The following is a 23,732-nucleotide window of genomic DNA, read 5'->3' as shown; positions in this document are numbered from 1 at the left end:
CATCCCTTTCTGTCAGAGTGTGCGCACCCTCGCGCGCGCTCCCCCGCCGTCCATGAGCGCCCACAGCGCCCAGATCATCGCATCGGCCCGGTCGGGCGAGCCGCCGCTGCCGCTCATCCCCGCCAGGGTCATGCGCGCCAATTCATCTTCGAGCACGGGGAAGCTTCCTGCGAGGAACGCGCGCCCCGCCTCGAACATCGCCGCAATCGGTTCGGCGCGGGCCGTCTTGCCACGCCGCGCATGGACCCGCGTTACCGGCAGGTCGCGCGCCGCCCCTCGCAGCACGCTTTCCACCATCTCGCCGCCCTGATTGGACTCCGCAATGACACGATCAGCACCCCAATATTGCGCCGCATTCGCGACCGCGCTCGCCCATTGCCTTGGGGTGGGTTTTTCGACACTGGCATCGGCCAGCACGTGCATCCGATCCCCGTGGCGCGCCGCCACGACAATTCCGCAAGCGTCACCAACCGAACTTGCCGGCGGGTCGACGCCCACCACGATCCGTTCATATTCTTCACGTGGCATCACCCGGCATCGCTCGAGCAATCCCCGCGGGAACAGCGCCCCCTCGACATCGATCAGATAATCGCCATCGAGCTCTTGGCGAGCCAGCCTCCCGCCACCATAGCTCCGCGACATCTCGTCGAGAAACTGTTGCGACAGCGTCAGATTGTCCCGCGTTCGACCGCGCGTCACGACCGTATTGGCATCGTCGATCAGCCGACCGAGGATCGGAACCGCGCGCGGTGTCGTCGTGACCAGCGCCCGGCAATCGGCCCCTGCCCTCAACCCCATTTGCAAATTATCCCAGGTCGCGTCCGGATGCGACCATTTCGCCAGTTCGTCCGCCCAGGCCAGATGGTGCTCGGGACCACGCAACGCTTCGGGGCTCTCTCCCGAGAACAACCGCGCCTCGCTGCCATTGTCCCAACACAGCCGAGACCTGCCCGACTCCCATTTCAAATTTACACCTTCGAGCCTAGCTACCTCGAGCAGCCCGCTGCGCCCCTCAACCATGATGGTTCGCGCCTGCTCGAGCGTCGCCGCTACCAGTGCAATGCGCTGCGAAGCTCGCGCAGCGCCGCGTTCGACAATCCATTGCGCGCCCGCCCGGGTCTTGCCGAAGCCACGTCCCGCGAGCAGTAGCCAATTTCTCCATGTCCCTGTTGGGGGCAGTTGTGCCCCCCGAGCCCAGAAGGCAAACCACTGCGCCAGCGCTGCGATCGCCTCATCAGGCAACTGGGCCAATCCCGCTTCGCGCCGATCGCGCGGCAGGCCGACCAGTCTCCTGGCGAGCGCCTCAACCGTGGCCGGCAAGGGGGACAGCCTCGCGCCCCCCCGGCGCCTCCTGAAGGAAGACGCACGCCCCGCTCCAGGCGCGATAGCAAGAATTTGACGAAGACCCGTCGAGCCCTCGGGCCAAGGCCGCGATGCCGACCGAGCGAAGGATCATCGGCGGCACCTCCGGTCACGACCAAGAAAAAAGGCCGCCCTCCCGGCGGCCCCGAACAGCCCCTTGGGGCCGATTCGTCGACGATGTCCAATATGTACCTAATCAGCGTGACGATGTCAACAAGAAAGTTCCTATATGGTTATTCTCTCTATGGGAAGGTTGATTTCGATTTCCAAGCCGCCGGGCTCCCAGCGACGCTCGAGCCGCCCCCTCAGCTGCCGCTCGAGGCTCGTCCGGAGCAAGTCGCTCCCGAAACCCTTATGATCGGGCTCGACTGGCTCGGGCCCACCCACTTCCCGCCACAGCAGGAGCAGTTCGTCGCCATCCGCCTTGATGCGTAATTCCACATGGCCGCCCTCCACCGATAGCGCCCCGTATTTCACCGCGTTCGTTGCCATTTCATGGAACGCGAGCGCGATCGGTGTTACCGCCTGCTCCCTGACCTCAAAGTCTCCACCCGTGATCCGCACTCGCTCGCCCTCGGCGTCGGCATAAGGGGCGAACAGGTCGGACAATACATCGCGCAACCGCGCCTCGGCGGGCATGTTCGACAACGGACGCACATAATTGTGCGCTCGCCCCAGCGCATTGATGCGGTCGCCGATCGATGTCGCCACCTCCTTCATTTCCGGATGCTTTCGACTGGCAAAGCTAACCAGTCCGGTAACAACGGAAAAGATATTCTTGATGCGGTGGCTCAATTCGCGGGTCAGCAGTGCGTGACTTTCGACCAACTGCCTATTTTCATGGATGTCGGTGTTGGTGCCGAACCAGCGGATCACCTCGCCGTTATCGCCGTGCACCGGCAGCCCGCGCGCCAGCGTCCAACGATATTCGCCATCATGGCGGCGCATCCGATACTCGGTTTCATAAGCCTCGCCGCTCTCGACCGCGCCCTGCCATGCCGCCGCCGCCGTCTCCCGATCATCAGGGTGAACCGCGTCAACCCATTGGTTGCCATAGTGATCGCCCGGCTCGGCCCCGGTGAACTCGTACCAGCGTCGATTGAAATAGTCTGGGTTGCCTTCGCCATCGGTCGACCAGGCCATCTGCGGCAGCGCATCGGCGAGATTATCGAACTTCTGCTGGCTTTCCTCGAGCAGCCGCCGTGCCTCTTCGCGCCCCGCAGTCATTTCCAGCTCACCGCGCCGCGCCTCTAGGCGCCGCATGACCGCGCGCGCCAACACTTCCATCCCCTGTCGCTGATAGGCGCTCAGGCCCGTGCGCGGATCGGGCGAAATTACGCAGAGTGCCCCGATCGGCGCACCTTCGGCCGATACCAGCGGCGCGCCTGCATAAAAGCGGATATGCGGCTCGCCGGTCACCAAGGCATTGTCTGCAAATCGTTCGTCGAGACGGGCATCTGGGACTTCCATGATTGACCCGCCTACCATCGCGTGCTGGCAAAAACTCACGTCTCGAGGCGTTTCGGCAATCGCCACGCCCTGTCTCGACAGGAAGCGCTGCCGCTCGGCCTCGACGACCGTCACCAGAGCGATCGGCGCCTCGCAAAGCGCCGCCGCGAAGGCTCGCACCGCATTGAGCTCGTCATCTTCCTCCAGGCTGTCCGCATCATACCGTCCGACGAGGTCGAGACGCGCGGCTTCGCCCTCGTCGCCGACGTAGGCGGAATTACAGGAGAAAGGAGATAATGACGCAACCATAACGATATCGGCTAACGCCCAGTGGTCTGAAAAGGAAGCAAAAAACTCAATAACCCATAAGCGCGAGCACTTCCTTGCGACTCCGTTCGTCCTTCCGAAAAGTACCCATCATGCGGCTCGTGGTCATCATCACCCCGGGCGTATTGACCCCTCGGGCGGTCATGCAGGCATGGCTCGCTTCGATCACCACCGCCACGCCTTCGGGCTCGAGATGCTCCCAGATACAATCGGCGACCTGAGCGGTGAGACGTTCCTGCACCTGCAGGCGCCGCGCAAACCCGTGCAACACGCGCGCCAGCTTGGAAATACCGACCACGCGCTTGCCCGGCAAATAGGCGATCGACGCTTTGCCGATGATCGGCGCCATATGATGCTCGCAGTGCGACTGAAACGGGATGTCGCGCAACAGGACGATCTCGTCATACCCGCCCACTTCCTCGAACGTGCGCGCGAGGTGCGATGCCGGGTCTTCATTGTAACCCTTCGCATATTCGGCCCAAGCCCGCGCCACGCGCTTGGGCGTATCGACCAGCCCTTCGCGCTCCGGATCTTCACCGGCCCAGCGCAACAGGGTACGTACCGCCTCCTGCACATCATCTGGCACATCGATCTTAGGCTGCGGGCGATACAGGTCGCCGGCCGTCGGGCTCTTGTCGGTCATGCCGGCTCCATAACGGCTCGCCGCACCCTCCGCCAGTGGGCGAAGGACCGCACGCGCTTCAGCGCTCTGTGCGCTTCATATCGCGGATGGTGGCCCCGACAGGATTCGAACCTGTGACCTTCGGTTTAGGAAACCGCTGCTCTATCCTGCTGAGCTACGGAGCCTCGCCCTCCCCTTAGGCACGAGCGCGCAGCGGATCAATCGTCGATCGCGGGGATGTCGCGACGATGGCGCAAGGCCGGGATCGCCGCGCGAGCGCGGTCGATCAGCGCCGGATCGAGGTCGCAGCAGCCAACCCCTGCCTTGTCGCCCATGTCGAGCAGCACATTGCCCCACGGATCGCAGACCATCGAATGGCCATAGGTCTCGCGCCCATCTTCATGCTCCCCGACCTGCGCGGCCGCGACGATGAATAGTCCGTTCTCGATCGCCCGCGCCCGCAACAGCACTTCCCAGTGCGCCTTTCCCGTCGGGACCGTGAACGCCGCCGGCACGCTGATGCACTGTGCACCCGCCTCCGCCAGCCGCGCAAAAAGCGCGGCAAATCGCAGGTCGTAGCAGATGGTCATGCCCAATGCGCCAACAGCGGTCTTCTCTGCCAGCACCGGACTGTCGCCCGCCTCGTAGACCGCGCTTTCGCGCCAACGCTCACCAGTCTCGAGATCGACATCGAACAGGTGCATTTTGTCGTACCGCGCCACGATATGGCCGGCCGGGTCGATCACAAAGGAACGATTGACCCATCGCCCGTCGCCCCTGTCGAGCGCGAGCGAACCCAACTGCAGCCACAAGCCTTCTTTCGCCGCCGCCTTTCTCGCTGCGTCGAGCGTGACATCCTCCTCCTCGGTCCTGATCGATTGCCCAGCGCGCCCGCGATCGCGATCGAGCAGGCCCGTCATCTCGGGCGTGAACAGCATTTGCGCACCCTGCCCGCGCGCCAACTTGATGGCGTCGACGAGGCGCTCTGCGTTGGCCACCGGGTCGATCCCGCTTCTCGCCTGATAGAGCGCGATGCGCGTCATCGGCTTCAGGCGGCAAGCCGTTCGTCGAGTGCGCCCTTGCGTTCCAGCGCGAACATGTCGTCGCAGCCCCCGATATGCTCCTCATTGATGAAGATCTGCGGCACGGTGCGCCCGCCGCCCGACCGCTCGATCATCTCCGCGCGCTTGGCTTCGTCGCGGCTGATTTCATGTTCGATATAGTCGATACCCTTCATGTCGAGCAGCCGCTTGGCGCGAATGCAGAAAGGGCAGGTTGCCTTGGTGTAGATTTCGACGTTGGACATAGATTCCTCTTCGCTTTGGCAACTAACGCGCCAATCGGCGCTATCGTACCACGCGCGACCAGACGATCGCCTCGACCCGCCGCGCGCCAGCGCGATGTAGCGCCTTTGCGCAGGCATTCAACGTCCCGCCGGTGGTCCGCACGTCATCCACGAGGATGATAGTGCGCCCTTCCACCTTCGACCGCTGCGCCTTGAACGCGCCGCGCACCTGCGCCCGGCGCTGCGCCGCCGTCATGTCGCGCAAAGGCTTCGTCGAGCGCGTGCGCAAAAGCGCATCGCTCGACCAGTCATGTCCGGTGCGCCGCGCTAGCGCGCCCGCGATCAATCCCGCCTGATTGTATCCGCGTCCCCACAGTCGCCAGCGATAGAGGGGCACCGGCACCAGCAGCGGTGCATCGTCGCGATGCCGATCGACCTTGCGGGCCATCGCATTGGCCATGGTGCGTGCGAGCGCCACCCGACGCCCATATTTCAATTTCATCACCAGCATCTTGGTGAGATCGCCATAGACGGTGGCGGCCTTCAATTGTTCGATCGGCCCGGGCGTCGTCATACAGGCGGCACATTCCTCCCCTTCGACCGGTTCCAGCGGCAGAGCACAGCGCCCGCAGCAGCGCTCTCCGATCCAGTCGATCTCGAGAAAGCAGGGCGCGCAAAATTCGCCCACCCTGGGCACGATCTCGCCGCATCCGGCACAGCGTGGCGGCAGCACCATGTCGAGGATCAAGCGGGGAAGCGCGAGGGCAGTCATCACCCCTCTTGTCGCGCGGCGCGCCTTCTTGCACAAGCCGCGCGATGCCGGTCCTTCACGATCCCGATTTACGCCTTCGACGCCGCGCCCGCGCGTTGCACCACGGTCCGCCTGCGTTTCTCGCGGATCGGGTAATCGAGGATATCGTTGATCGCTTGGCCGCGATGAACCGACCTTTCGACCGCATGCTGGTCATCGGCACACTCGCAGGCACGGCTTCGCTGGCGAGGCTCGAACCGTTCACTGGCCGGCTCGATCTCGTCGACCCCAGCCCCGACGTCGCCGCGGCGACTGGCGCCCGATGTCGCCTTGAGAACGATCTCGAGGACGTCGGCGCCTACGATGCGGTCATTGCCCTTGGCACGCTAGACACGGTTGCCACGCTGCCTGAGACGCTCGCGAGGCTACGCTTCCTTCTCAAGCCCGACAGCCCGCTCCTCGGCGTGGTGCCGGGCGGCCAGACCCTGCCACGCCTGCGCGCCGCCATGCACGCGGCAGACCAGGCCAGCGGGCGCGCATCGCCCCACATCCACCCTCGCATTGAACCATCGGCACTCGCCGCTCTGCTTGCGGGGGCGGGCCTTGCCATGCCGGTCGTCGATATCGACCGCATCGCCCTCTCCTATCGCGGCTTTCCCGACCTTTTGCGCGACTTGCGCGCGCTCGGAGCCACTAACCTGCTCTTCGAGCGCGATCCACGCCCGCTTTCTCGCTCTGCTTATGACGCCGCTGCGGAAAACTTCATGGTTACCGCCGACGCCCGTGGTCGAGTCGTGGAGACCTTCGAACTACTGCATTTCGTTGGTTGGACACCCTCGAGCTGACGGACCTGTCAGCGCAGCTTAGACCGCGTTAACCACTAGCCCCGCCAAATCCTTAACCCTTTATGCCTAACCCTCGGCACGTGGACCAGACCAGAAGGAGGATGGCGGTGGCTATCCCGAAGAAATTGCGCACCCTCGGCAAAGAGGATCGTGGCGCGACGGCCATTGAATATGGCCTGATCGCAGCCTTGATCGTCGTCGCCGTCATGGGCGGGCTCAAGGCACTTGGCGGCGGCTCAGGCGGCATGTGGGGCGAGCTTGGCGACATCGCCAACAAATATCTCGGCTAAGAGGAAAAGCGCGCCTCCCAGAAGAGACGCGCCTTCCCTTTTGCATAGCGCGAAGCGCTTCTTCTACCGCTGGCCGTAAACGACCAGCTTCACCTTCTGGCCGGGGGTGAGACGGCTGTTGCTGTCCATGGAATTGAGCACCATGAAGCGTTCGACCTGGTAATTGTTGAACGCCATCCGGCTCGCCAGCGACTGAATCGTATCGCCGCTACGGACCGTCACCACATCGATGACCTTGGGACGGATCGCGGCCGCTTCCTGCGCGCTGATCGGCCGCAGCGAGCCGACCATGCTTGAGAAGGGGCCGATGCCCTGCCCGGCCTGGGTCAGCATGGCAAAGTGATACGCCCGGTCGTTGCCGAAGCGATACGCCATCACCGACAGATCGACGGCGCCGTTCTGGGTATTCACCCGCGTCGTCGTATAGGCGGCAGGCAACCCGTTTACCGTCGTCGTACGCGGCTGCGGAATGCTGACCTGCGCCTGCTGTCCGACGATGCCGCGAATGACATTGGCGATGTAGGTATCGAGATTACCATTGAACTGGGCGGTGCTGAACTGCGCCTGCCCCGACTGCCCCGCGATCGTCACGGCGCGCGTCCCATTCTGCATCTGGAAACCGGTCGGAATCTGGAATTGCAGCCTGAGGTCGGGATGGGTGAAGGTGCGCCCATCAACGATGCCCTGTTCGGGGTCATCGTCGACCATGATCCCCTCGATGCGGGACAGGAATTCGTCGCGATCACGAACACCGGTACCAGCGCGCCCCGTCTGCTGCGCCAGCTCGACGGCGCGCGCGGTCCGATTCTCGCTCAGCGGGTGGGTTCGCGCCCATTCAGGCGTCGAACGATTCTGGTTGCCCTGAATACGCGCTTCGAGCGCCGATGAACGCCCCAGCGAGTTGAGCATCGAGGCCGCCGCCAGCGGGTCATAACCCGCCCGCGCCATGTAGCCGACACCCAGCGTATCCGATTCATATTCCTGCTCGCGGCTATAGCTCAGCGTGTTGAGCGTCGCATATTGCTGCGCGCCCTGTGCCAGCAGGTTGCCGAGACCACTGTCACCACCGATGACGCTGCCGGCAAGTGCGCCGAGCACCCCGAGGATCGAATTGCGCTGCGCCCGAGCCTGCCGCGCCTGACTGTGGTCGGCGGCGATATGCCCAACCTCGTGACCGAGGACGAAGGCGAGTTCGGCTTCATCTTCCATCAGGCCCATCAATTCGCGCGTGATGTAGATGCGCCCGCCGGGCACGGCGAAGGCATTTTCCACCGGCGCATTGAGCGTCGTGAAGCGATAGGCCGCCGCGGCATTGGGCGTGGCCGACTGCACCGCCACACTGTCACCGACCTGCTCGACATAAGAGCCGAGCGCGCCGCCCAGCGCACCGCCGAATTCGGCGACGACCGCTTCGTGCTGCCCCTCGGCGACCTGCCGCTCCTGCGGCGAGATCGCCGGATCGGCGACCGGGGTTGCACAGGAAGCGAGGGCAAGACTGCTCGCCCCCGTCAGGATCGTTGTGATGATGCGCATGGATGCTCTCCGACACTAATAGACGTCATCCGCTCGCCCGACAGGGGCGACGGTTCCGTCACTAGAACAATGTCGGGAAAGCCTTGGTTCCCTGCCGGTCGTGACGAGCTTTGCGGGCCTCAGTTCATGGCAAGGAACTTGTCGCGCCGCTGCTGCTTGAGCTCCGCGGCGTTCATCTTGGCAAGGCCGTCCAGTTCCTCGACGATGGCTTGGCGAAGCGTCTCCATCGCCCGCGCCCGGTCACGATGCGCGCCGCCCTCGGGCTCGGAGACGATGCGGTCGATGACGCCCAGCTTGGCAAGGTCCTCCGCCGTAATCCGCATCGCCTCGGCCGCATCGGCGGCCTTGTCGGCGGTGCGCCACAGGATCGAGGCACAGCCCTCGGGGGAAATTACCGAATAGACCGCATGTTCGTACATCAGCACGCGATTGGCCGCCGCGATGGCGATCGCGCCACCCGACCCGCCTTCGCCGACGATGGTTGCGACCATGGGTACGTCGAGTTCGAGGCACTGTTCGGTCGCACGCGCGATGGCCTCGGCCTGCCCACGCTCCTCGGCCTGCACGCCCGGAAAGGCGCCGGGCGTATCGACCAGCGACACCACCGGCAATCCAAAGCGATTGGCCAGCTGCATCATCCGGATCGCCTTGCGATAGCCTTCTGGCTTCGCCATGCCGAAATTATGCTTGAGCCGGCTTGCCGTATCGGCGCCCTTCTCATGTCCGATCAGCATCACGCGGCGCCCATCGATCCGCGCCAGCCCGCCGATAATCGCGGCATCTTCGGCAAAGGCCCGGTCGCCTGCCAGCGGCACGAAATCCTCGGTGATCCCCTCCACATAATCCTTGAAGTGCGGGCGCTCAGGGTGACGCGCGACCTGTGCTTTCTGCCAGGGCGTGAGCTTGGCATAGGTCTCCCGCAAAAGCCGGGCGGCCTTGCTCTCGAGCCGGTCGATATCACTCGACAGGTCAACGTCGGAGTTCGCCGCCGTGTCGCGCAATTCGGCGACGCGGGCTTCCAGTTCGGCAATCGGCCGTTCGAAATCGAGATAGCTGGTCATGATCGCCTTCGCGCCTAGCGCTCCAATCGCCTCGACGTCAATCGCCGAGCGCATTGCCAGTCTTGAGATCTTGCCGCGCCAGCGGATGCCGCTTGTTGACCAGCTCGACCAGCCGCCGACTGTCGACATGGGTGTAGATTTGCGTGGTCGCGATGTCGGCATGGCCGAGCAGCGCTTGCAGCGTACGAAGGTCTGCACCTCCCTCGAGCAAGTGGGTGGCAAAAGCATGGCGCAGCACGTGCGGGCTCACTCGTTCGGGCGCGATCCCGACCCGCGCCGCCATGGCCCGGACGATCTGGAACAGGCGCACGCGCGACAGATGTGCTTTCTCACCGGGAAACAGCCATGCGCCCTCTGGCGCCTCCTCGAGCCATGCCGCGACCGCCCGATGAGCCGCTGTCGAGATCGGTACCAGCCGCTCCTTCTCGCCCTTCCCTTTGAGAATGAGAAACGGCTCGCCGGGGCGTACCGCGCGCCGCGGCAAGGCGACCAGCTCGCTCGCGCGCAGGCCGGACCCGTAGAGCAGTTCGAGCAGTGCATGGTCGCGCCGTGGCAACCTCTCCCCACTCGCCGCGCGATCCGCCGCATCGACCAGCATTCCCTCGACCTCTTCGGCCGACAAGAGGCGCGGTAGCGGGCGTTTGATCTTCGGGCGAGGGAGGACGTCCGACGGATCGTCGGCGCGCAGGCCATCTTCATACAGAAAACCGTAAAAGCGCCGCAACGCGCTTGCGCGCCGCGCCACAGTCGAGGCCGCCAGATCCTGCCACTGCCCGCCAAGCGACTTCAACGCCTCCGCGTCGGCATCGCCCAACCGGCCAAGCGCCGCCGCTGCCGCGGCCAGGTCGCCACGATAAGCCATCAATGTGTTACGCGAGGCCCCCGCTTCGGCCGCAAGCATATCGCAGAAACGGTCGACCAGGGCGCGGTCGTCGGGGCTCACAGGCGCGCGATCGCCTCGGCTGCGATCATGCGGGCAAGGAAATCCTGCTCGACGGCGACCAACGCGGCGAGAAGATGGCGCAGGTAGACCGGAGGAATCGCGTCCATGTCGGGCGCTTGCAAGGCAGTCGCGGCAAGGAGCATGACGGTTGCCCCCTCGCCTCGTGAGGCCGCTGCATCGAGCATGCGCGTCAATGTCGTCTCGCGGTCGAGCCCGAAGTCTTCATCTTCGCTGATCCGGCTCGCAAGATCGGTGTTGATCCTCCCCAACCCAGCCAGCGCCGCGACCAGCGCCGCGCTCTTCGGTTTGCCCTCCGCCTCCTCGCGCGCGACGTAATCGCTGAGCCGGTCAGCACTTAGGCCGAGCCCGTCCACGCGCGGCAGCGCCAGTACCAACTGGCCCCAACCCGCATCGGCGTCATCCTCGCTCATCGCGACGAGGATGGGCGCCCAACCGGCGGCCTGCTCGACGAACCCGGCCGTCAGTAATGATGCGATGAGCGCGCTGGCATCATTCTCATGCAGCGCCGACGGCGTGACCTGCGCCGCTGCAAGCGCGGTCGCCGCTTGCAGCCCCAACCGCTCGTGGACACTCTTGCCGCCTGCCCAGAATTCGCGCATGGCGGCGACGCGTTCCGCTTCGCTCGGCGCGACAAAGGTGCGCCGAAGTCCGAACGCCTCACTAGCGCCTTTGTCTTCGGGCGGCAGATTGTCATAATCGATCGAATAAAGGTCGATGAGCGCCTGTCCCGAAAAGACGCCAAGCCCCGTCGCGACCTTGGCAAAGGGCAGTCGTTGCGACGCGCTCAGCAATGGTGCCCGCGCTGTCCATGCCGCGACCCGGGGCCGGGCACGAGCCATCAACGCCTCGGGCAGTAGCAATCCCGTTGCGCTCGCCAGTCCGAATCGCCAGCTGTTGAGCCGCTCGACATTGTCCCATTCCAGCGTTACGGCGCGGCCCGTCCCCGCTCCGGCGCCGACGAGCTTGTCGACCAGCGCAAGGTCGATGGCTTCGACATTGCCGCCGCGGCGCGCCCGCGAAATCGCGTCGGCGGCAATCTCGGGCTGAGCCGACAATGCCGCGCAAATCGCGCTTACCAGGGGTTCGGCTTCGCCTTCGGCGTCATCGAGCCGCGGTGCCACCGGGCAGGCCGCGGCCAAGTCCGCCGTCGCCAACGCGACTTGCAGGGCGACCTGCGCCAGCTTGGCCGAATAGCGCTCGGGATCGGTCCCAGCCAGCAACAACCTCGCCGCATCGGCCTCGCCCATGCGAAGTAGCAACCAAGCCCGCTCGGCGAGCCAATCCTGCTGCTCGAGCTCGCCCGGCGCCGCCACATCGGCGAGGAGCGCGTTGCGCAGGGCAATATGCCCCCAGCGCGAGGCCAGCGGCACATCGAGCCGCCGCATCAGGACCTTGTGAAACCGCCCGTCCTCGACACCCCATGGCGTCTCGCTGGCAAAGGTAAATCCGCCGCGCGCCGCACCGAACACACCGGCAGTTTCGATGTCCCCCGTGACGTCATCGTCATTCGCCGAGGCATCAGCGTCCTCATTCTCACCCTCGCCCTGCTCCTCGTCGTCGGACGGCAGGGCCTGCGCGACCGAATCGTCACGCGCCTCGGGTCGCGCTGCGACCGGCGGCGGCTCAGGCGTCGGCTCGGGGGCGCGGCGGGGCGCTTCCTGCTCCGGTGTCTCGAAGCCCGGGGGCAGCAGCGATTCGGGACGTTCCTGCGCTGCGACCGCAGCGGCCAACGCCGCCATCACCGCGCCGCTGGCGAACAGGGCTGCTTTATTGCGCATCACTGCCGAGCGTGACCTCTTCCTCGATGACCTGCACCGGCTCTTCCGAAGCCATGCCCGAGAAGACGAACAGTCCCACCACCACGAGGATAATGAGGACGAGAAGGATGATGGGGCCCTTGGGGCGCCGTTTCTTATGTGCGGTTCCGATCATGACAACGGCTTTTGCCTTAGCGCGGCGAGACAGTATAGCCCCTATCCGATGTCGCACGCTCTTGCCTCCCGTCTCGACCGATCGATCGTACTTGTCGGCCTCATGGGCGCGGGCAAGTCGACCGTCGGCCGTCGCCTCGCCCGCCGCCTCGGCTTGCCCTTCGTCGACAGCGACGTCGCCATCGAGGACGCTTCGGGCTTTTCCACCGCGGAAATCTTCGAGCGCTTCGGTGAAAAGGACTTTCGCGATGGCGAACGCCGCCTCATTGCCCGCCTTGCCGACGAGCCGGTGCAAGTCATTGCCACCGGCGGTGGTGCCTTCACCATCCCCGAGACGCGCAAGCTCCTCAACGACAAATGCATCACCGTCTGGCTCGACGCCCCGATCTCGATCCTCGCCGAACGCACGGGCCGCCGCGACAATCGCCCGTTGCTTCAGGGCGTCGACCGTGCCGCAAAGCTCGCCGAACTGATGGAAGACCGCCGAGCCGCTTATGCCGAGGCCCACGTCCGCGTCGAGAGCCGCAACGGCGCTCACGCCGCCATCGTCGAGGCGATCATCGCTGCACTCGAGGAGCATTTGTCGTGAGGAAAATCCTCGCCCCAGGCCGTGAAGGTGCCACCTATCCCGTGCTGATCGGCCCGCTTGCCGAGACGTTGGCGAATGCCTGTCCCCGATCCGGCAAGTCGCTTCCTTGCATCACCGACGAGCGCATCTGGAACCTTCATCGCGATAACGTGTCGCAGGCCCTCGACCTCGATCCCTTCTTCGTGCCGTCGGGGGAGGCCGCCAAGTCGTGGGAGCATCTGCAGCGTGCGATCGCCTTCCTCGCCAGCCGCAATCACCAGCGCTCCGATCCAGTGATCGCGCTCGGCGGCGGCGCGGTCGGGGACCTTGCCGGGCTCGCCGCCGCCCTCTATCGCCGCGGCGTCCCGGTGATTCAGATTCCCACGACGCTTCTGGCGCAGGTCGACAGCAGCGTCGGCGGCAAGACGGCGATCGACGCCGAAGGCGAAAAGAATATCGTCGGCGCCTTTCACCCGCCGAGCGCGGCGCTGATCGACCCCGCCTTCCTCGCGACCCTCGACCCGCGCGAAATGCGCGCCGGCCTCGCTGAAACGGTGAAATATGGCCTCATCGGCGACCCCGCCTTTCATCAGTGGCTGGTCGACGGCGGCGCCGAGCGCATGCTGGCCAATGACCCCGAAGCGCTCCGCCACGCCATCGCGACCGCGGTCCAGCACAAGGCCGATCTCGTCGCGGGCGATCTTGAGGACCGTTCCGGTCGCCGTGCGCTGCTCAACCTCGGCCACACTTTCGGCCACGCCATCGAATCGCTCGCCGGTCTCGGCACGATCCTCCATGGCGAGGCCGTCGCCATCGGCATGATGCTCGCAGCAGGTTTCAGCGCCCATCAAGGGCTGCTGCCCGTGGCCACCGCCGACCGCATTGCCAGCGATCTCGCGAGAATGCAGTTGCCCACGACACTCGCAGACGCTGGCCTACAGGGACGCGGCGCCGATCTTCTGGAACCCATGCGTCACGACAAGAAGAACGAGAATGGCCGCCTCGCGCTCATCCTGTTCGAGGATATCGGCAAGGCCGTGTTCGTCCGCGACGTCGCCGAACGCGACCTAGGCGCCTTCCTCACGCGGTTCTAGCTTGCCGTCCTCGCCCATCGCCTGATCGTCCTTGAACATGCGGTCCTTGGCCGCATGGAGGTCACCCGTTTCGCTCTGCCGCTCGAGCCGCTCTGCATCGAGGCTGCGATATTCGCGCTCGACCCGCTCGGCATCGTCCTGGCTGAACCCGAGTTCGGTCAGCGCCGCCTTGCCCATCAGCACCGCGCTTTCGAACAATTCGCGGATGCAGAACGCCAGGTCGAGCCCGTCGAGGTCCATGCTGTGACGCCGGTCATAGCTACGGACCATGATCGCCGCCTGAGGAAAGGCTTCCGCCACCGCCTCGAGCCGCTCGTTGCTGATATCCTCGCGGTCGTTGCAGAACAGGATGGCACGTGCATTCTCCGCTCCCGCCGTGCGCAGGAGATCGAGGCGCATGCCATCGCCATAATAGACCTTGAACCCGAATTCCTCGGCGAGGTCGATCAGTTCGGCATTCTTGTCGACCAGCGTGACCCCGATCTTCTTGGCCATCAGCATCTGCGACACGGTTTGCCCGAAGCGGCCATAGCCGACCACGATGACCTGCCCCTTGGGCGCCGCCTCGGGACCTTCGCGTTCGCCTGAGCCTTCGGCATATCGTACCTCCAGCCAGTCGATCAGCATCATCAGGAAGGGCGTCGAGGCCATGGTGAGCGTAATCACCGCGCCGAACAGCGAAACCCCCTCTGGCGACACCAATTGCGCCTGCATCGACTGGGCGAGCAACACGAACCCGAACTCGCCCGCCTGGCTCAGCAGCAGTCCGAGCCTCAGCGCCCCGAACATATTAAGCCCGAACGCCCGTCCGAGCCCGGTGATCATGATGGCTTTCACCACGACAATCCCGATGGCCGCCAGCAATACCGTGCCCGGCCGCGCCGCAATAACCCCGAGATCCAGCATCATGCCTACCGACAAGAAGAAGAAGCCGAGCAGGATGGAGCGGAAAGGCTCGACATCGCTTTCCAATTCATGCCGATAAGGGCTTTCCGCCAGCATCACGCCAGCCACAAACGCGCCCAGCGCGGTGGAAAGCCCGAGCCAGCTCATCAGGGCCGCCGCTCCTACCACCGTGAACAGGGCCGCGACGACGAACAATTCGCGCTCGCCCAGCCGCCCGATGATGCGGAAAAAAGGATTGATGACGAACCGTCCGATGACGATCAGTCCGATGATCGCGCCGACGGTATATAGTGCTAGCGTGACGCCGCCCGGCGCGTTGGGATCGGCAGGCGCTCGGCTCAACGCGGCGATCAGCGTCAGCAACGGAACGATCGAAATGTCCTGGAGCAGCAGCACCGAAAAGGCGCGCTCGCCATGCGGCTTGTGCAACTCTCCCGTGGAGCGCAGCATCGGCAGCACCTGCGCGGTGGAGGACAGCGACAGGCTCATGCCAATCGCGAGGCCTGCTTGCCAGCTGAAGCCCATGACGTAATGCGCCAGCGCCGACAGCGCCAGGCCGCAGCTGATCACCTGCACCACGCCCAGCCCGAAGATATCGCGCCTGAGCCGCCACAGGCGGCTCGGATTAAGCTCGAGGCCGACGATGAAGAGCAGGAGCGCGATGCCGAACTCGCTGATCGACATGATATTTTCGGCATTGCCGACGAGCCCGAGCACAAACGGCCCGATCATCGCCCCGCCGACGATATAGCCAAGCGTCGCGCCCAGCCCCAGGCGCCGGAACAGCGTCACGAACAGCAACGCGGCGCCAAGCATGATGGCGCCGTCCATGATCAATTCACCGGTAAAGGCGTGCGCGCCGCCCTCTTCGCCGCCGCCCGCGGGTGCCGCCATCAGATGTCCTCCATTGCCCGCGCCAACGCGCGGAAGGGCAAAAGGATCGCGCCATGCCGCCCCGGCCGCTCGCGCGCCGGTGCAAGCTGGTCGATGCCGGGCCAGTCGGGCACGATGACATCCGACCCGTTGAGCCAGTCATCGAGTGCGATCAGCACGGCCTCGGCCCTTGCCCTATCCGCACTTCGTGCATGGGCAAGCATCAGCGCGGTCGCCGCTTGACCATAAGCGCAAGCGGCCACTTGTGCGGAAATGTCGGTAACGCGGCCATCGACACGATCGAGCGTCAGGACGATTGTTGCCCCGCAAGTTGGCGAGCGCAATTCGACCCGCCGGTCGGGCGCCTCTAGCAGCGGCGTGTCGGCTAGGTCGGCGGCAAGCCGAATAATGTCCTTCGAATAGGGTGGCGGCTTCACCCCCGGCGCCATGTCGTCCCTTCCGGCCCGTCCTCGAGTTGGATGCCATCTGCTACCAATTCGTCGCGGATCTGATCGGCAGTGGCGAAATCGCGCGCCTTCTTGGCGGCTGCGCGCTCTGCGATCTTCGCTTCGATCGCAGCGGCATCGTCAGCATCGCCGCCGCGGAACCACGCATCAGCGGTGCCTTCGAGCAATCCCATCAGCGCCGCCGAGGCCTTGAGCACGCCGCCAGCCTCGATCTGTGCGAGCCGCGACAGCGCCAAAGGTGTATTGAGATCGTCCTCGAGCGCCTCGATCACGCCCGCATCGACCGCGCTCGCTTCGGCATTGCCGATCTTGCGGTAAAGCCCATCGAGCGTCGCCTTCGACTGTTCGAGCAGCTTCGCACTCCACGGCAGCGGCTGGCGATAGTGCGCCGACAGGAGCGCGAGGCGGATGACCTCGCCCTTGTGATCTTTGAGCAGCTCTTCTGGCGTGATCACATTGCCGAGCGACTTCGACATTTTCTCCGAGCCCATGTCGACGAAGCCATTATGTACCCAATAGCGCGCCAGCGGCGCGCCGCCATGCGCGCAGCGGCTTTGCGCGATCTCATTTTCGTGATGCGGGAAGGTCAGGTCGAGCCCGCCGCCATGAATGTCGATCGTCTCTCCGAGATGCGCCGCGATCATCGCCGAGCATTCGATATGCCAGCCCGGACGCCCCCGGCCCCACGGACTGTCGAAGCCAATGATACCCTCGTCGGAAGGCTTCCACAGGACGAAGTCGGCGGGATCGCGCTTGTAGGGCGCCACCTCGACCCGCGCTCCTGCGATCATCGCCTCGCGGTCGCGTTTCGACAGGGCCCCATAATCGGGATCGCTCGGCACCGAGAAGAGCACGTGCCCCTCGGCCTCATAAGCGTTGCCCTTGGCGATCAGCGTCTCGATCATCGCCACCATCGCAGGCACTTCATGCGTCGCATGCGGCGCGATGTCTGGCGGCGCCACGCCGAGCGCGCCCGTGTCCTCGAGATAAAATTGCTCGAATCGCTCGGTGATGACCGATGTCTCGACGCCTTCCGCGACCGACTTCTCGATGATCCGATCGTCGATATCGGTGATGTTGCGCGCATAGACGAGGCTATCGGCGCCAAATTCATGCCTGATGAGCCGCGCCAGCGTGTCGAAGACAACCGGCGGGCGCATGTTGCCGATGTGCGCGCGCCCGTAGACCGTCGGCCCGCACACATACATGGTGATACGCTTGGGATCGGCGGGGACGAATTCGCGCTTCTCGCGCGCCATCGTGTCATGCAGGCGAATGGTCACAACAATCCTTCCTCGCGCCGCGCCTCGACGAAATCGACCGTCGCGCGCGCGCTGGCATTGAGCAATGTATAGGTTCGCGCCTCGCGCATCCACTCGGGCCGCGCGGCCTCCGCTCCATAAATGAAATCAGTGGCGAAATTGGCGATCAGGAATAGCACCGTGGCCGACACCAAACCCTTCAGCGTGCCGAACAGCCCGCCGAGCAACCGGTCGACCGGCCCGATCAGCGAGCGGCGCGTCCGTCCGCCAAGCTTCTGCGCGACTAATCGCACGACGAAATAGGTCGGGATAAACAGCAAGGCGAAGGCCGCCGCCATGATCCCGCTCTCGCTCTCCATGTGATTGGCGAGGAAGGCGCTCATCGGGGCATGCCCCATCTTCACCGCCAGCACCGCGGCCACCCAGGCGCCGAGCGAGAAGACCTCCTGCACGAATCCGCGCACGAGACCCAGGAGCGCGCCTCCGCCAAGCAGGATCAGGATAAAGATGTCGAGTGCGGTCATCGCGCCCCGGCTAGCGGCTCCTCACGGGCGATACCAGCCCTATCGTCCCAGCAGACGGTCGGTCAGCGCACCCAATCGCGCAAACCCCTCGCATGCCATGCCGCCCGACGGATCGACGCCTTTGGGCACCCACGCCCGCTCGAACCCCAGCTTGGCAGCCTCCTTCAGCCTCAGCGCCGAATGCGCCACCGGCCGCAATTCGCCCGACAACGCCACCTCGCCAAAACAGATCGTCCTCGCCGGCAATGGCCGTTCCGACAGCGCCGACACCAGCGCCGCCGCCACTGCGAGATCCGCTGCCGGATCGCTCAACCGATAGCCTCCCGCCACGTTCAGATAGACCTCGACGTTGGCAAAGCTGATGCCGCAGCGCGCCTCGAGCACCGCCAGCAGCATCGCCAGCCGTGCGCTGTCCCAGCCCACCGCCGAGCGCCGCGGCGTCGCGCCGCTTGCCAGCCGCACGGTCAGCGCCTGCAATTCGACCAGCACGGGCCGTGTCCCTTCGAGCGCGGGGAACACTGTCGTTCCCGACACCTCCTCCCCGCGCTCGGTCAGGAACAGCGAGGACGGATTGCCCACCTCTTCCAGCCCCTCGGCCTCCATCGCGAATACCCCGATCTCGTCGGTCCCGCCAAAGCGGTTCTTGATGGCGCGAAGGATGCGATACTGATGGCTGCGCTCGCCCTCGAAGCCCAGCACCGTGTCGACCATATGCTCGAGCACACGCGGCCCCGCGATATTGCCGTCCTTGGTGACATGACCGACGAGGATCAGCGCACACCCCTTCTCCTTGGCAAAGCGCACCAGCTCATGCGCCGAAGCACGCACCTGGCTCACCGTACCCGGCGCTCCCTCGATCATGTCCGAATGCATCGTTTGGATGGAATCGATCACGAGAAAGGCGGGCGGCGCCCCCTCCCCCAGCGTCGTCAAAATGTCACGAACCGAGGTCGCCGCCGCCAGCCGCACGGGTGCATCGCCGAGCCCCAACCGTAGCGCGCGCCGCCGCACCTGATCGGCCGCCTCTTCGCCCGAGACATAGATCGTGTCCGCACCCGATCGCGCTAGCCGCGCCGCCACCTGAAGCAGCAGCGTGGACTTGCCGATCCCCGGGTCGCCCCCGATCAGCGTCGCCGAGCCCGGCACCAGACCGCCGCCCAGCGCGCGATCGAACTCGGCGATCCCCGTCTTCATCCGTTCGGGGATCGCGACCTCGGCGTCGAGGCCGACCAGTTCGATCCGCCGCCCACCGCCTTGCAAATTGTGCTTCTTGGCAAAGGTCGTCGATACCACCTCGGCATCCTCGACCAGCGTGTTCCATTCGGCGCAATCGCCGCACTGCCCCTGCCAGCGCGTCGTCACCGACCCGCAGGCCTGGCACACATATCTCTTCTTGGGTTTGGCCATAGGCGCGCCACGCTAGCGACCAGCCCGCGCCCTTGTCGAGCGCCAAAATGCCGCCTAACGCCTCGCCCCATGAGCTGGCTTCCCGACCCTTTCCGCATCGCCAATTTCCGCGCCTTCTGGTCGGCCCGCCTGCTCGCCACGCTGGCACAGCTGGCGATGGTCACGGCGATCGAATATCAAGTCTACACGCTCGCCCGCGAAACCATGAGCATCGAGGCCGCCGCACTTCGGCTCGGCCTCATCGGCTTCATCCAGTTCGTCCCGCTCTTCTTCCTGACGCCCTTCTCGGGCTGGGCCGCCGACACGATGGACCGCCGGGCCATCGCGCGCCTCGCCATCCTCATCGAAATTGGCAGCGCCGGTGCGCTCGGCCTCGCCACCGCGCAGGGCTGGATCAGCCTGCCCGTCATCTATGTCGTCGCCGTTTTCGTCGGCATCAGCCGCGTCCTCATGGGCCCCTCGATGGGCGCACTTGCGTCCAACATCGTGCCGCGCGACCTCCTGCCATCGGCCATCGCCCTGTCCTCGATCGCGTGGAAAGGCGCCACTATCGCGGGACCGGCCATCGCGGGCTATCTCCTCGCCGTCTCGATCGAGACCGCCTATTTCTTCGCGGTCGCGCTCTTCATCCTCGCCATCATCGCGCTGTTCCTGATCAGCCACATCGACCAACAGAAATCCGACCGACGCAACGGTCCCATCGCCCAAGTCGTCGCGGGCCTGCGTTACGTGCGCGAAAACCGCCTCGTGCTGGGTGCCATCAGCCTCGACCTTTTTGCGGTGCTTCTCGGCAGCGCCGTCGCGCTCCTGCCCATCTTCGCCACCGACATCTTCGGCGGCGGTGCCGACCTGTTCGGTCACCTGCGCGCCGCTCCCGCCGTCGGTGCGGTGGCGGCCGCGCTCTATTTCGCGATCCGACCGCTGAAGACGAATGTCGGGGTCAAGATGCTCGTCGCCGTCGGCATCTTCGGTGTCGCTACCATCGGCTTCGCCTTTTCCCGGTCGATCGCGCTGACCTTCTTTCTCCTCGTACTAATCGGCGCGTCCGACATGCTCAGCGTCTACGTCCGCTCTTCGCTCATCCAACTCTACACCCCCGACGAAATGCGCGGACGCGTCGGCGCCGTCTCCACCCTTTCTATCTCGGCATCGAACGAATTGGGCGATGCCGAAAGCGGGCTGATGGCCAGCCTGCTCGGCCCCACCACCGCCGCCTTCCTCGGCGGGCTCGGCGCGATCGTCGTGGTCGGAATTTGGGCGATCATCTTCCCGGAGCTACGCCGAGCGAAAACCTTCGAACCGCCCAACGATGCTAATCTTCACTAGCAATTTGGCGTGCATGCCATAACGTTAATCATGGCTCTATAGGGTGTATCTCACGGGACATTCCCAGAATTTCGCGCTTTCAGTCCCCACCGCCCTTAACCTGGATAAGGTAAACGTCGTCGCAACCCTGTTCGGTGACAACCCTGTTAACGCTGCCCGTTATAAAGCTGCGCTCAGATGGGGGAGTAGTTGATGAGCCGGCAGCGTCTTGCCTTGCGAAAAAGCGACCATGTCGAAGTCGATGCCACGCTGCGCGAGGCGTTGACGTTCGACGTGCTTCCCGAACGGCGCGCCGGTGACGAAGCTGTCGCCGAGCAACGCCTCCATCAGCTCGGCCATATCCCCTTCCTGCTTCTCCTGTCGCACATCGTCGGTCTTGGCCTGTGCGCGATCGACACGACGATCACTTTCAATCCCATGGGCTCGGGGTTGAGCATGGCGCTCATCCTGCTCGACATGATCGCCATCACGGTGTTCCGCTTGCAGTCGCGGCTCAAAAGCTCTCCCCACGCCCTCCATCTCTTCCTGTTCGTGTATGTCAGCTGCGCTGCTGCGGGCTGGGCCGTGTTGTCGATGCATTATCTCGACAATGCCGCACTCCATGGTCTCTCGCTCGTCACCACGGTCATCAGCGGCGGCGTCCTCGCACTCAGCGTCATTGCCATGAGTTCGCCGTCCCTCGCCATCGGCATCAGCGCAGCGGGTGCGCTCGCCGCCATCTTCATCGGCCATGACGCCCTCGTCGTATCGGGCCTCTCGGTGATCTCGCTCGTGCTCATCAGCTACGCCACGCTGACCGCCCGTTCGATGATCGAGGCCGCACGTCGTCGCCTCTTGCTCGATGCCGAAGCCCACCAGGCCCTGCGATTCGTCAACGAATTCGAAGGCTCGGGCCGCGGCTGGTTCTGGGAAACCGACGCGGCAGGCGTCCTCACCTACGTCTCGCGCCAACTGGCCGAAGATTTCGATTGCGACCCCGCCGACCTCCTCGGCCGCCGCTTTACCGACCTCCTGTCGATCGACAATCAGGGGGACGACGACAATCTGCGCGAGGAACGCACGCTCGGTTTCCACCTCTCTGCCCGCTTCCCCTTCGCCGACGTGGTCGTCCGCGCCGCCAGCGACGAGGACATTCTCTGGTCGCTGTCGGGCAACCCCATCTTTGCCGACAATGGCCGCTTCATCGGCTTTCGAGGCATCGGCGCCGACCTTACCGAACAACGCCGCAACGAACAGGAAATTAGCCGCCTCGCCCGCTTCGACAGCCTCACCGGCCTGCCCAATCGCGCCATGATGCGCCAGACGCTCGATGAAGCACTGCGCAACGCCGCACGGCGCCAGAAGGGCTGCGCGCTCTTCCTCATCGATCTCGACCGCTTCAAGAACGTCAACGATACGCTCGGACACCCGGTCGGTGACCAGCTCTTGCGCCAGGTCGCGCAGCGCCTCACGCGCGTCCTCGGCAACCACGGCCAGGTCGGTCGCCTCGGCGGCGACGAATTCAAAGCCGTGCTCCCGGGTGCGGTCGAGACGGGCCTGCTCGAACGCCTCGCCAATCTCATGATCGAGCAAGTCTCGCAGCCCTATCAGATCGAAGGGCACCGCGTGACCATCGGTGCCTCGATCGGCATCGCCATCGGCGACCCCGGTCGCGGCTGCGCCGACAGCCTGACGCGCAATGCCGACCTCGCCCTCTATGCCGCCAAGGCCGCCGGGCGCGGCAAGCATTGCTTTTTCGAACCCTCGATGCACAGCGAGGCGACCGATCGTCAACGGCTCGAGAATGACCTTCGAGGCGCGCTGGAACGGCGCGAACTCGACGTCCACTACCAGCCCATCGTCCGCGCCTCGTGCGAGGATCTGATTGGCTTCGAAGCGCTTGTGCGCTGGAACCACCCCGTGCGCGGGCCGATCTCGCCCGACCTGTTCATTTCCATCGCGGAGGAATGCGGCCTCATCAGCAAGCTCGGCGACTTCGTGCTCGAGACGGCCATCGCCACCGCCGCTCCCTGGCCGGAAAATATACGCATCGCGGTCAACTTGTCGCCGATCCAGTTCAACGACCCCAAGGTCTGCGAGAAGATCGCGACCCAGCTTGGCGCCCACGGGATGCGCGCCGAACGGCTCGAACTGGAAATCACCGAGGGCGTGTTCCTCGCCGAGGGCCAAGCCACCGACGAGACCTTCCAACGCCTCAAGAATATCGGCGTCCGCCTCGCGCTCGACGACTTCGGCACGGGCTATTCCTCGCTCGGCTATCTGAAGACCGCCCCCTTCGACAAGATCAAGATCGACCAGAGCTTCGTCCGCGGCGCCTCCAATTCCGAGAGCCGCAACAGCGCCATCATCCGCGCCATCGTCGCGCTTGCCGAAAGCCTGTCGATGGACACCACCGCCGAGGGCGTCGAAACGCATGATGACCTCAACCTCATCCGCGAATTGGGCTGCAGTCAGGTGCAAGGCTATATTTTCGGCAAGCCCTGCGATGCCGACCATGCGCTCGAAATGGTCAAGCGCGCCTCGGTCACCCCCGAGGGGCACCAGAACAGCCGCGAACCGCGCCATCGCCTGATGCGTCGCGGGCTCGTCATGTTGCAGGGCCAGGCGGTCGAGATACGCCTACGCAACATCTCCGCCATGGGCGCGCTGATCGAATGTTCGGTGCCGGTCGCCCCGGGCACCGAGCTTACCATCGACATCATCGGCACCGGCCCCGTGGTGGGCAAGGTCCGCTGGGCCCAGGCAGGACGCTTTGGCATCCAGTTCGACGAAACGTTCAACCTCACCCGCCTCGCCCCGCCCCGCCGCAAGACGCAGGGCATCGAAAGCGGTCGCCCGCCCTTTTTCGTCGATCGCCGTACCGGCTGATACGACGAGGGCGGCCG

Annotated in this window: 22 protein-coding genes and 1 tRNA gene; 6 read left to right on the top strand and 17 right to left on the bottom strand. The window is 64.9% G+C overall.

What is annotated here, in order from left to right:
• Positions 1-12: 12 nt before the first annotated feature.
• The 7 genes from NUW51_RS01045 to NUW51_RS01015 form a co-directional block, all read right to left on the bottom strand.
• On the bottom strand, positions 13-1,320 hold the full coding sequence (locus tag NUW51_RS01045) for a DNA-packaging protein (RefSeq protein ID WP_265561919.1): 1,308 nt from the start codon (positions 1,318-1,320) through the stop codon (positions 13-15).
• 267 nt (positions 1,321-1,587) lie between these two features.
• Positions 1,588-3,120: a PAS domain-containing protein gene (locus NUW51_RS01040; RefSeq protein ID WP_407696302.1), complete on the bottom strand. Its 1,533-nt coding sequence runs from the start codon at positions 3,118-3,120 to the stop codon at positions 1,588-1,590.
• Between the two features lie 46 nt (positions 3,121-3,166).
• Complete coding sequence (gene folE / locus NUW51_RS01035; protein WP_265561915.1) at positions 3,167-3,781, bottom strand: GTP cyclohydrolase I FolE; 615 nt, start codon at positions 3,779-3,781, stop codon at positions 3,167-3,169.
• Positions 3,782-3,868: 87 nt separating this feature from the next.
• Positions 3,869-3,945 (bottom strand) — tRNA-Arg (locus tag NUW51_RS01030).
• A gap of 33 nt (positions 3,946-3,978) precedes the next feature.
• Positions 3,979-4,803, bottom strand: coding sequence for a carbon-nitrogen hydrolase family protein (locus tag NUW51_RS01025; protein ID WP_265561913.1), 825 nt, complete (start codon positions 4,801-4,803; stop codon positions 3,979-3,981).
• Positions 4,804-4,808: 5 nt separating this feature from the next.
• Positions 4,809-5,066, bottom strand: coding sequence for a glutaredoxin 3 (grxC, locus tag NUW51_RS01020; RefSeq protein WP_265561911.1), 258 nt, complete (start codon positions 5,064-5,066; stop codon positions 4,809-4,811).
• Positions 5,067-5,106: 40 nt separating this feature from the next.
• Entirely contained in the window at positions 5,107-5,817 is a 711-nt protein-coding gene (locus NUW51_RS01015) for a ComF family protein (protein ID WP_265561909.1), read from the bottom strand.
• A 44-nt stretch (positions 5,818-5,861) separates the two neighbouring features.
• Here NUW51_RS01015 and NUW51_RS01010 point away from each other — a divergent pair, with 44 nt between their 5' ends.
• Together NUW51_RS01010 and NUW51_RS01005 are read left to right on the top strand one after the other, a co-directional pair.
• Entirely contained in the window at positions 5,862-6,641 is a 780-nt protein-coding gene (locus tag NUW51_RS01010; protein WP_265587900.1) for a methyltransferase domain-containing protein, read from the top strand.
• Between the two features lie 107 nt (positions 6,642-6,748).
• Positions 6,749-6,931: a Flp family type IVb pilin gene (locus tag NUW51_RS01005; protein ID WP_265561907.1), complete on the top strand. Its 183-nt coding sequence runs from the start codon at positions 6,749-6,751 to the stop codon at positions 6,929-6,931.
• A gap of 63 nt (positions 6,932-6,994) precedes the next feature.
• On the opposite strand, the gene NUW51_RS01000 is transcribed toward NUW51_RS01005, so the two are convergent.
• From NUW51_RS01000 to NUW51_RS00980, 5 genes are all read right to left on the bottom strand, one after another.
• Complete coding sequence (locus NUW51_RS01000) at positions 6,995-8,464, bottom strand: M48 family metalloprotease (RefSeq protein ID WP_265561905.1); 1,470 nt, start codon at positions 8,462-8,464, stop codon at positions 6,995-6,997.
• A 119-nt stretch (positions 8,465-8,583) separates the two neighbouring features.
• Complete coding sequence (locus tag NUW51_RS00995) at positions 8,584-9,525, bottom strand: acetyl-CoA carboxylase carboxyltransferase subunit alpha (RefSeq protein WP_265587899.1); 942 nt, start codon at positions 9,523-9,525, stop codon at positions 8,584-8,586.
• 37 nt (positions 9,526-9,562) lie between these two features.
• Complete coding sequence (locus NUW51_RS00990; protein WP_407696348.1) at positions 9,563-10,426, bottom strand: tyrosine-type recombinase/integrase; 864 nt, start codon at positions 10,424-10,426, stop codon at positions 9,563-9,565.
• A 38-nt stretch (positions 10,427-10,464) separates the two neighbouring features.
• Positions 10,465-12,267, bottom strand: a complete 1,803-nt coding sequence (locus NUW51_RS00985) for a hypothetical protein (protein WP_265561901.1) — start codon at positions 12,265-12,267, stop codon at positions 10,465-10,467.
• The gene (locus NUW51_RS00980; protein ID WP_265561900.1) at positions 12,257-12,421 is read right to left on the bottom strand and encodes a hypothetical protein; all 165 of its coding nucleotides are present in this window, start codon (positions 12,419-12,421) and stop codon (positions 12,257-12,259) included. Before NUW51_RS00980 ends, NUW51_RS00985 begins: the two co-directional genes overlap by 11 nt.
• Positions 12,422-12,469: 48 nt before the next feature.
• On the opposite strand from NUW51_RS00980, the gene NUW51_RS00975 reads away from it, so the two are divergent.
• Both NUW51_RS00975 and aroB read left to right on the top strand, forming a co-directional pair.
• Entirely contained in the window at positions 12,470-13,009 is a 540-nt protein-coding gene (locus NUW51_RS00975) for a shikimate kinase (protein WP_265561898.1), read from the top strand.
• Positions 13,006-14,082, top strand: a complete 1,077-nt coding sequence (gene aroB, locus NUW51_RS00970; protein ID WP_265561895.1) for a 3-dehydroquinate synthase — start codon at positions 13,006-13,008, stop codon at positions 14,080-14,082. The genes NUW51_RS00975 and aroB overlap by 4 nt, the downstream gene beginning before the upstream one ends.
• Here aroB and NUW51_RS00965 read toward each other — a convergent pair.
• Genes NUW51_RS00965 through radA form a run of 5 tightly spaced genes read right to left on the bottom strand, consistent with a single transcriptional unit; the run spans position 14,056 to position 19,521 of the window.
• A complete protein-coding gene (locus NUW51_RS00965) occupies positions 14,056-15,882 on the bottom strand; it encodes a monovalent cation:proton antiporter-2 (CPA2) family protein (protein ID WP_265561893.1) in 1,827 nt (608 codons plus the stop codon). The genes aroB and NUW51_RS00965 overlap by 27 nt on opposite strands.
• Positions 15,882-16,310 carry an iron-sulfur cluster assembly scaffold protein gene (locus tag NUW51_RS00960; protein WP_265561891.1) on the bottom strand — a complete coding sequence of 143 codons (429 nt, stop codon included), beginning with the start codon at positions 16,308-16,310 and terminating at the stop codon, positions 15,882-15,884. The genes NUW51_RS00965 and NUW51_RS00960 overlap by 1 nt, the downstream gene beginning before the upstream one ends.
• On the bottom strand, positions 16,295-17,611 hold the full coding sequence (gene cysS / locus NUW51_RS00955; RefSeq protein WP_265561889.1) for a cysteine--tRNA ligase: 1,317 nt from the start codon (positions 17,609-17,611) through the stop codon (positions 16,295-16,297). The genes NUW51_RS00960 and cysS overlap by 16 nt, the downstream gene beginning before the upstream one ends.
• Positions 17,608-18,114 carry a CvpA family protein gene (locus tag NUW51_RS00950; RefSeq protein ID WP_265561887.1) on the bottom strand — a complete coding sequence of 169 codons (507 nt, stop codon included), beginning with the start codon at positions 18,112-18,114 and terminating at the stop codon, positions 17,608-17,610. Before NUW51_RS00950 ends, cysS begins: the two co-directional genes overlap by 4 nt.
• A 39-nt stretch (positions 18,115-18,153) precedes the next feature.
• A complete protein-coding gene (gene radA, locus NUW51_RS00945) occupies positions 18,154-19,521 on the bottom strand; it encodes a DNA repair protein RadA (RefSeq protein ID WP_265561885.1) in 1,368 nt (455 codons plus the stop codon).
• A 69-nt stretch (positions 19,522-19,590) separates the two neighbouring features.
• Here radA and NUW51_RS00940 point away from each other — a divergent pair, with 69 nt between their 5' ends.
• Both NUW51_RS00940 and NUW51_RS00935 read left to right on the top strand, forming a co-directional pair.
• A complete protein-coding gene (locus NUW51_RS00940; RefSeq protein WP_265561883.1) occupies positions 19,591-20,847 on the top strand; it encodes an MFS transporter in 1,257 nt (418 codons plus the stop codon).
• A 192-nt stretch (positions 20,848-21,039) separates the two neighbouring features.
• Positions 21,040-23,715 carry an EAL domain-containing protein gene (locus tag NUW51_RS00935; protein ID WP_265561881.1) on the top strand — a complete coding sequence of 892 codons (2,676 nt, stop codon included), beginning with the start codon at positions 21,040-21,042 and terminating at the stop codon, positions 23,713-23,715.
• Positions 23,716-23,732: the final 17 nt, after the last annotated feature.

It is taken from the genome of Sphingomicrobium arenosum, from assembly GCF_026157085.1.
Classification (GTDB): Bacteria; Pseudomonadota; Alphaproteobacteria; order Sphingomonadales; family Sphingomonadaceae; genus Sphingomicrobium; species Sphingomicrobium arenosum.
This window is presented reverse-complemented; position numbering and strand designations above follow the sequence as displayed.

Coding starts and splice junctions, on each gene's coding strand:
- NUW51_RS01040 (WP_407696302.1), bottom strand. CDS start 3,120: ATGGTTGCGTCATTATCTCCTTTCTCCTGTAATTCCGCCTACGTCGGC.
- folE (WP_265561915.1), bottom strand. CDS start 3,781: ATGACCGACAAGAGCCCGACGGCCGGCGACCTGTATCGCCCGCAGCCT.
- NUW51_RS01025 (WP_265561913.1), bottom strand. CDS start 4,803: ATGACGCGCATCGCGCTCTATCAGGCGAGAAGCGGGATCGACCCGGTG.
- grxC (WP_265561911.1), bottom strand. CDS start 5,066: ATGTCCAACGTCGAAATCTACACCAAGGCAACCTGCCCTTTCTGCATT.
- NUW51_RS01015 (WP_265561909.1), bottom strand. CDS start 5,817: ATGACTGCCCTCGCGCTTCCCCGCTTGATCCTCGACATGGTGCTGCCG.
- NUW51_RS01010 (WP_265587900.1), top strand. CDS start 5,862: ATGCCGGTCCTTCACGATCCCGATTTACGCCTTCGACGCCGCGCCCGC.
- NUW51_RS01000 (WP_265561905.1), bottom strand. CDS start 8,464: ATGCGCATCATCACAACGATCCTGACGGGGGCGAGCAGTCTTGCCCTC.
- NUW51_RS00995 (WP_265587899.1), bottom strand. CDS start 9,525: ATGACCAGCTATCTCGATTTCGAACGGCCGATTGCCGAACTGGAAGCC.
- NUW51_RS00990 (WP_407696348.1), bottom strand. CDS start 10,426: ATGCTTGCGGCCGAAGCGGGGGCCTCGCGTAACACATTGATGGCTTAT.
- NUW51_RS00985 (WP_265561901.1), bottom strand. CDS start 12,267: ATGCGCAATAAAGCAGCCCTGTTCGCCAGCGGCGCGGTGATGGCGGCG.
- NUW51_RS00980 (WP_265561900.1), bottom strand. CDS start 12,421: ATGATCGGAACCGCACATAAGAAACGGCGCCCCAAGGGCCCCATCATC.
- NUW51_RS00975 (WP_265561898.1), top strand. CDS start 12,470: ATGTCGCACGCTCTTGCCTCCCGTCTCGACCGATCGATCGTACTTGTC.
- NUW51_RS00965 (WP_265561893.1), bottom strand. CDS start 15,882: ATGGCGGCACCCGCGGGCGGCGGCGAAGAGGGCGGCGCGCACGCCTTT.
- NUW51_RS00960 (WP_265561891.1), bottom strand. CDS start 16,310: ATGGCGCCGGGGGTGAAGCCGCCACCCTATTCGAAGGACATTATTCGG.
- NUW51_RS00950 (WP_265561887.1), bottom strand. CDS start 18,114: ATGACCGCACTCGACATCTTTATCCTGATCCTGCTTGGCGGAGGCGCG.
- radA (WP_265561885.1), bottom strand. CDS start 19,521: ATGGCCAAACCCAAGAAGAGATATGTGTGCCAGGCCTGCGGGTCGGTG.
- NUW51_RS00940 (WP_265561883.1), top strand. CDS start 19,591: ATGAGCTGGCTTCCCGACCCTTTCCGCATCGCCAATTTCCGCGCCTTC.
- NUW51_RS00935 (WP_265561881.1), top strand. CDS start 21,040: ATGAGCCGGCAGCGTCTTGCCTTGCGAAAAAGCGACCATGTCGAAGTC.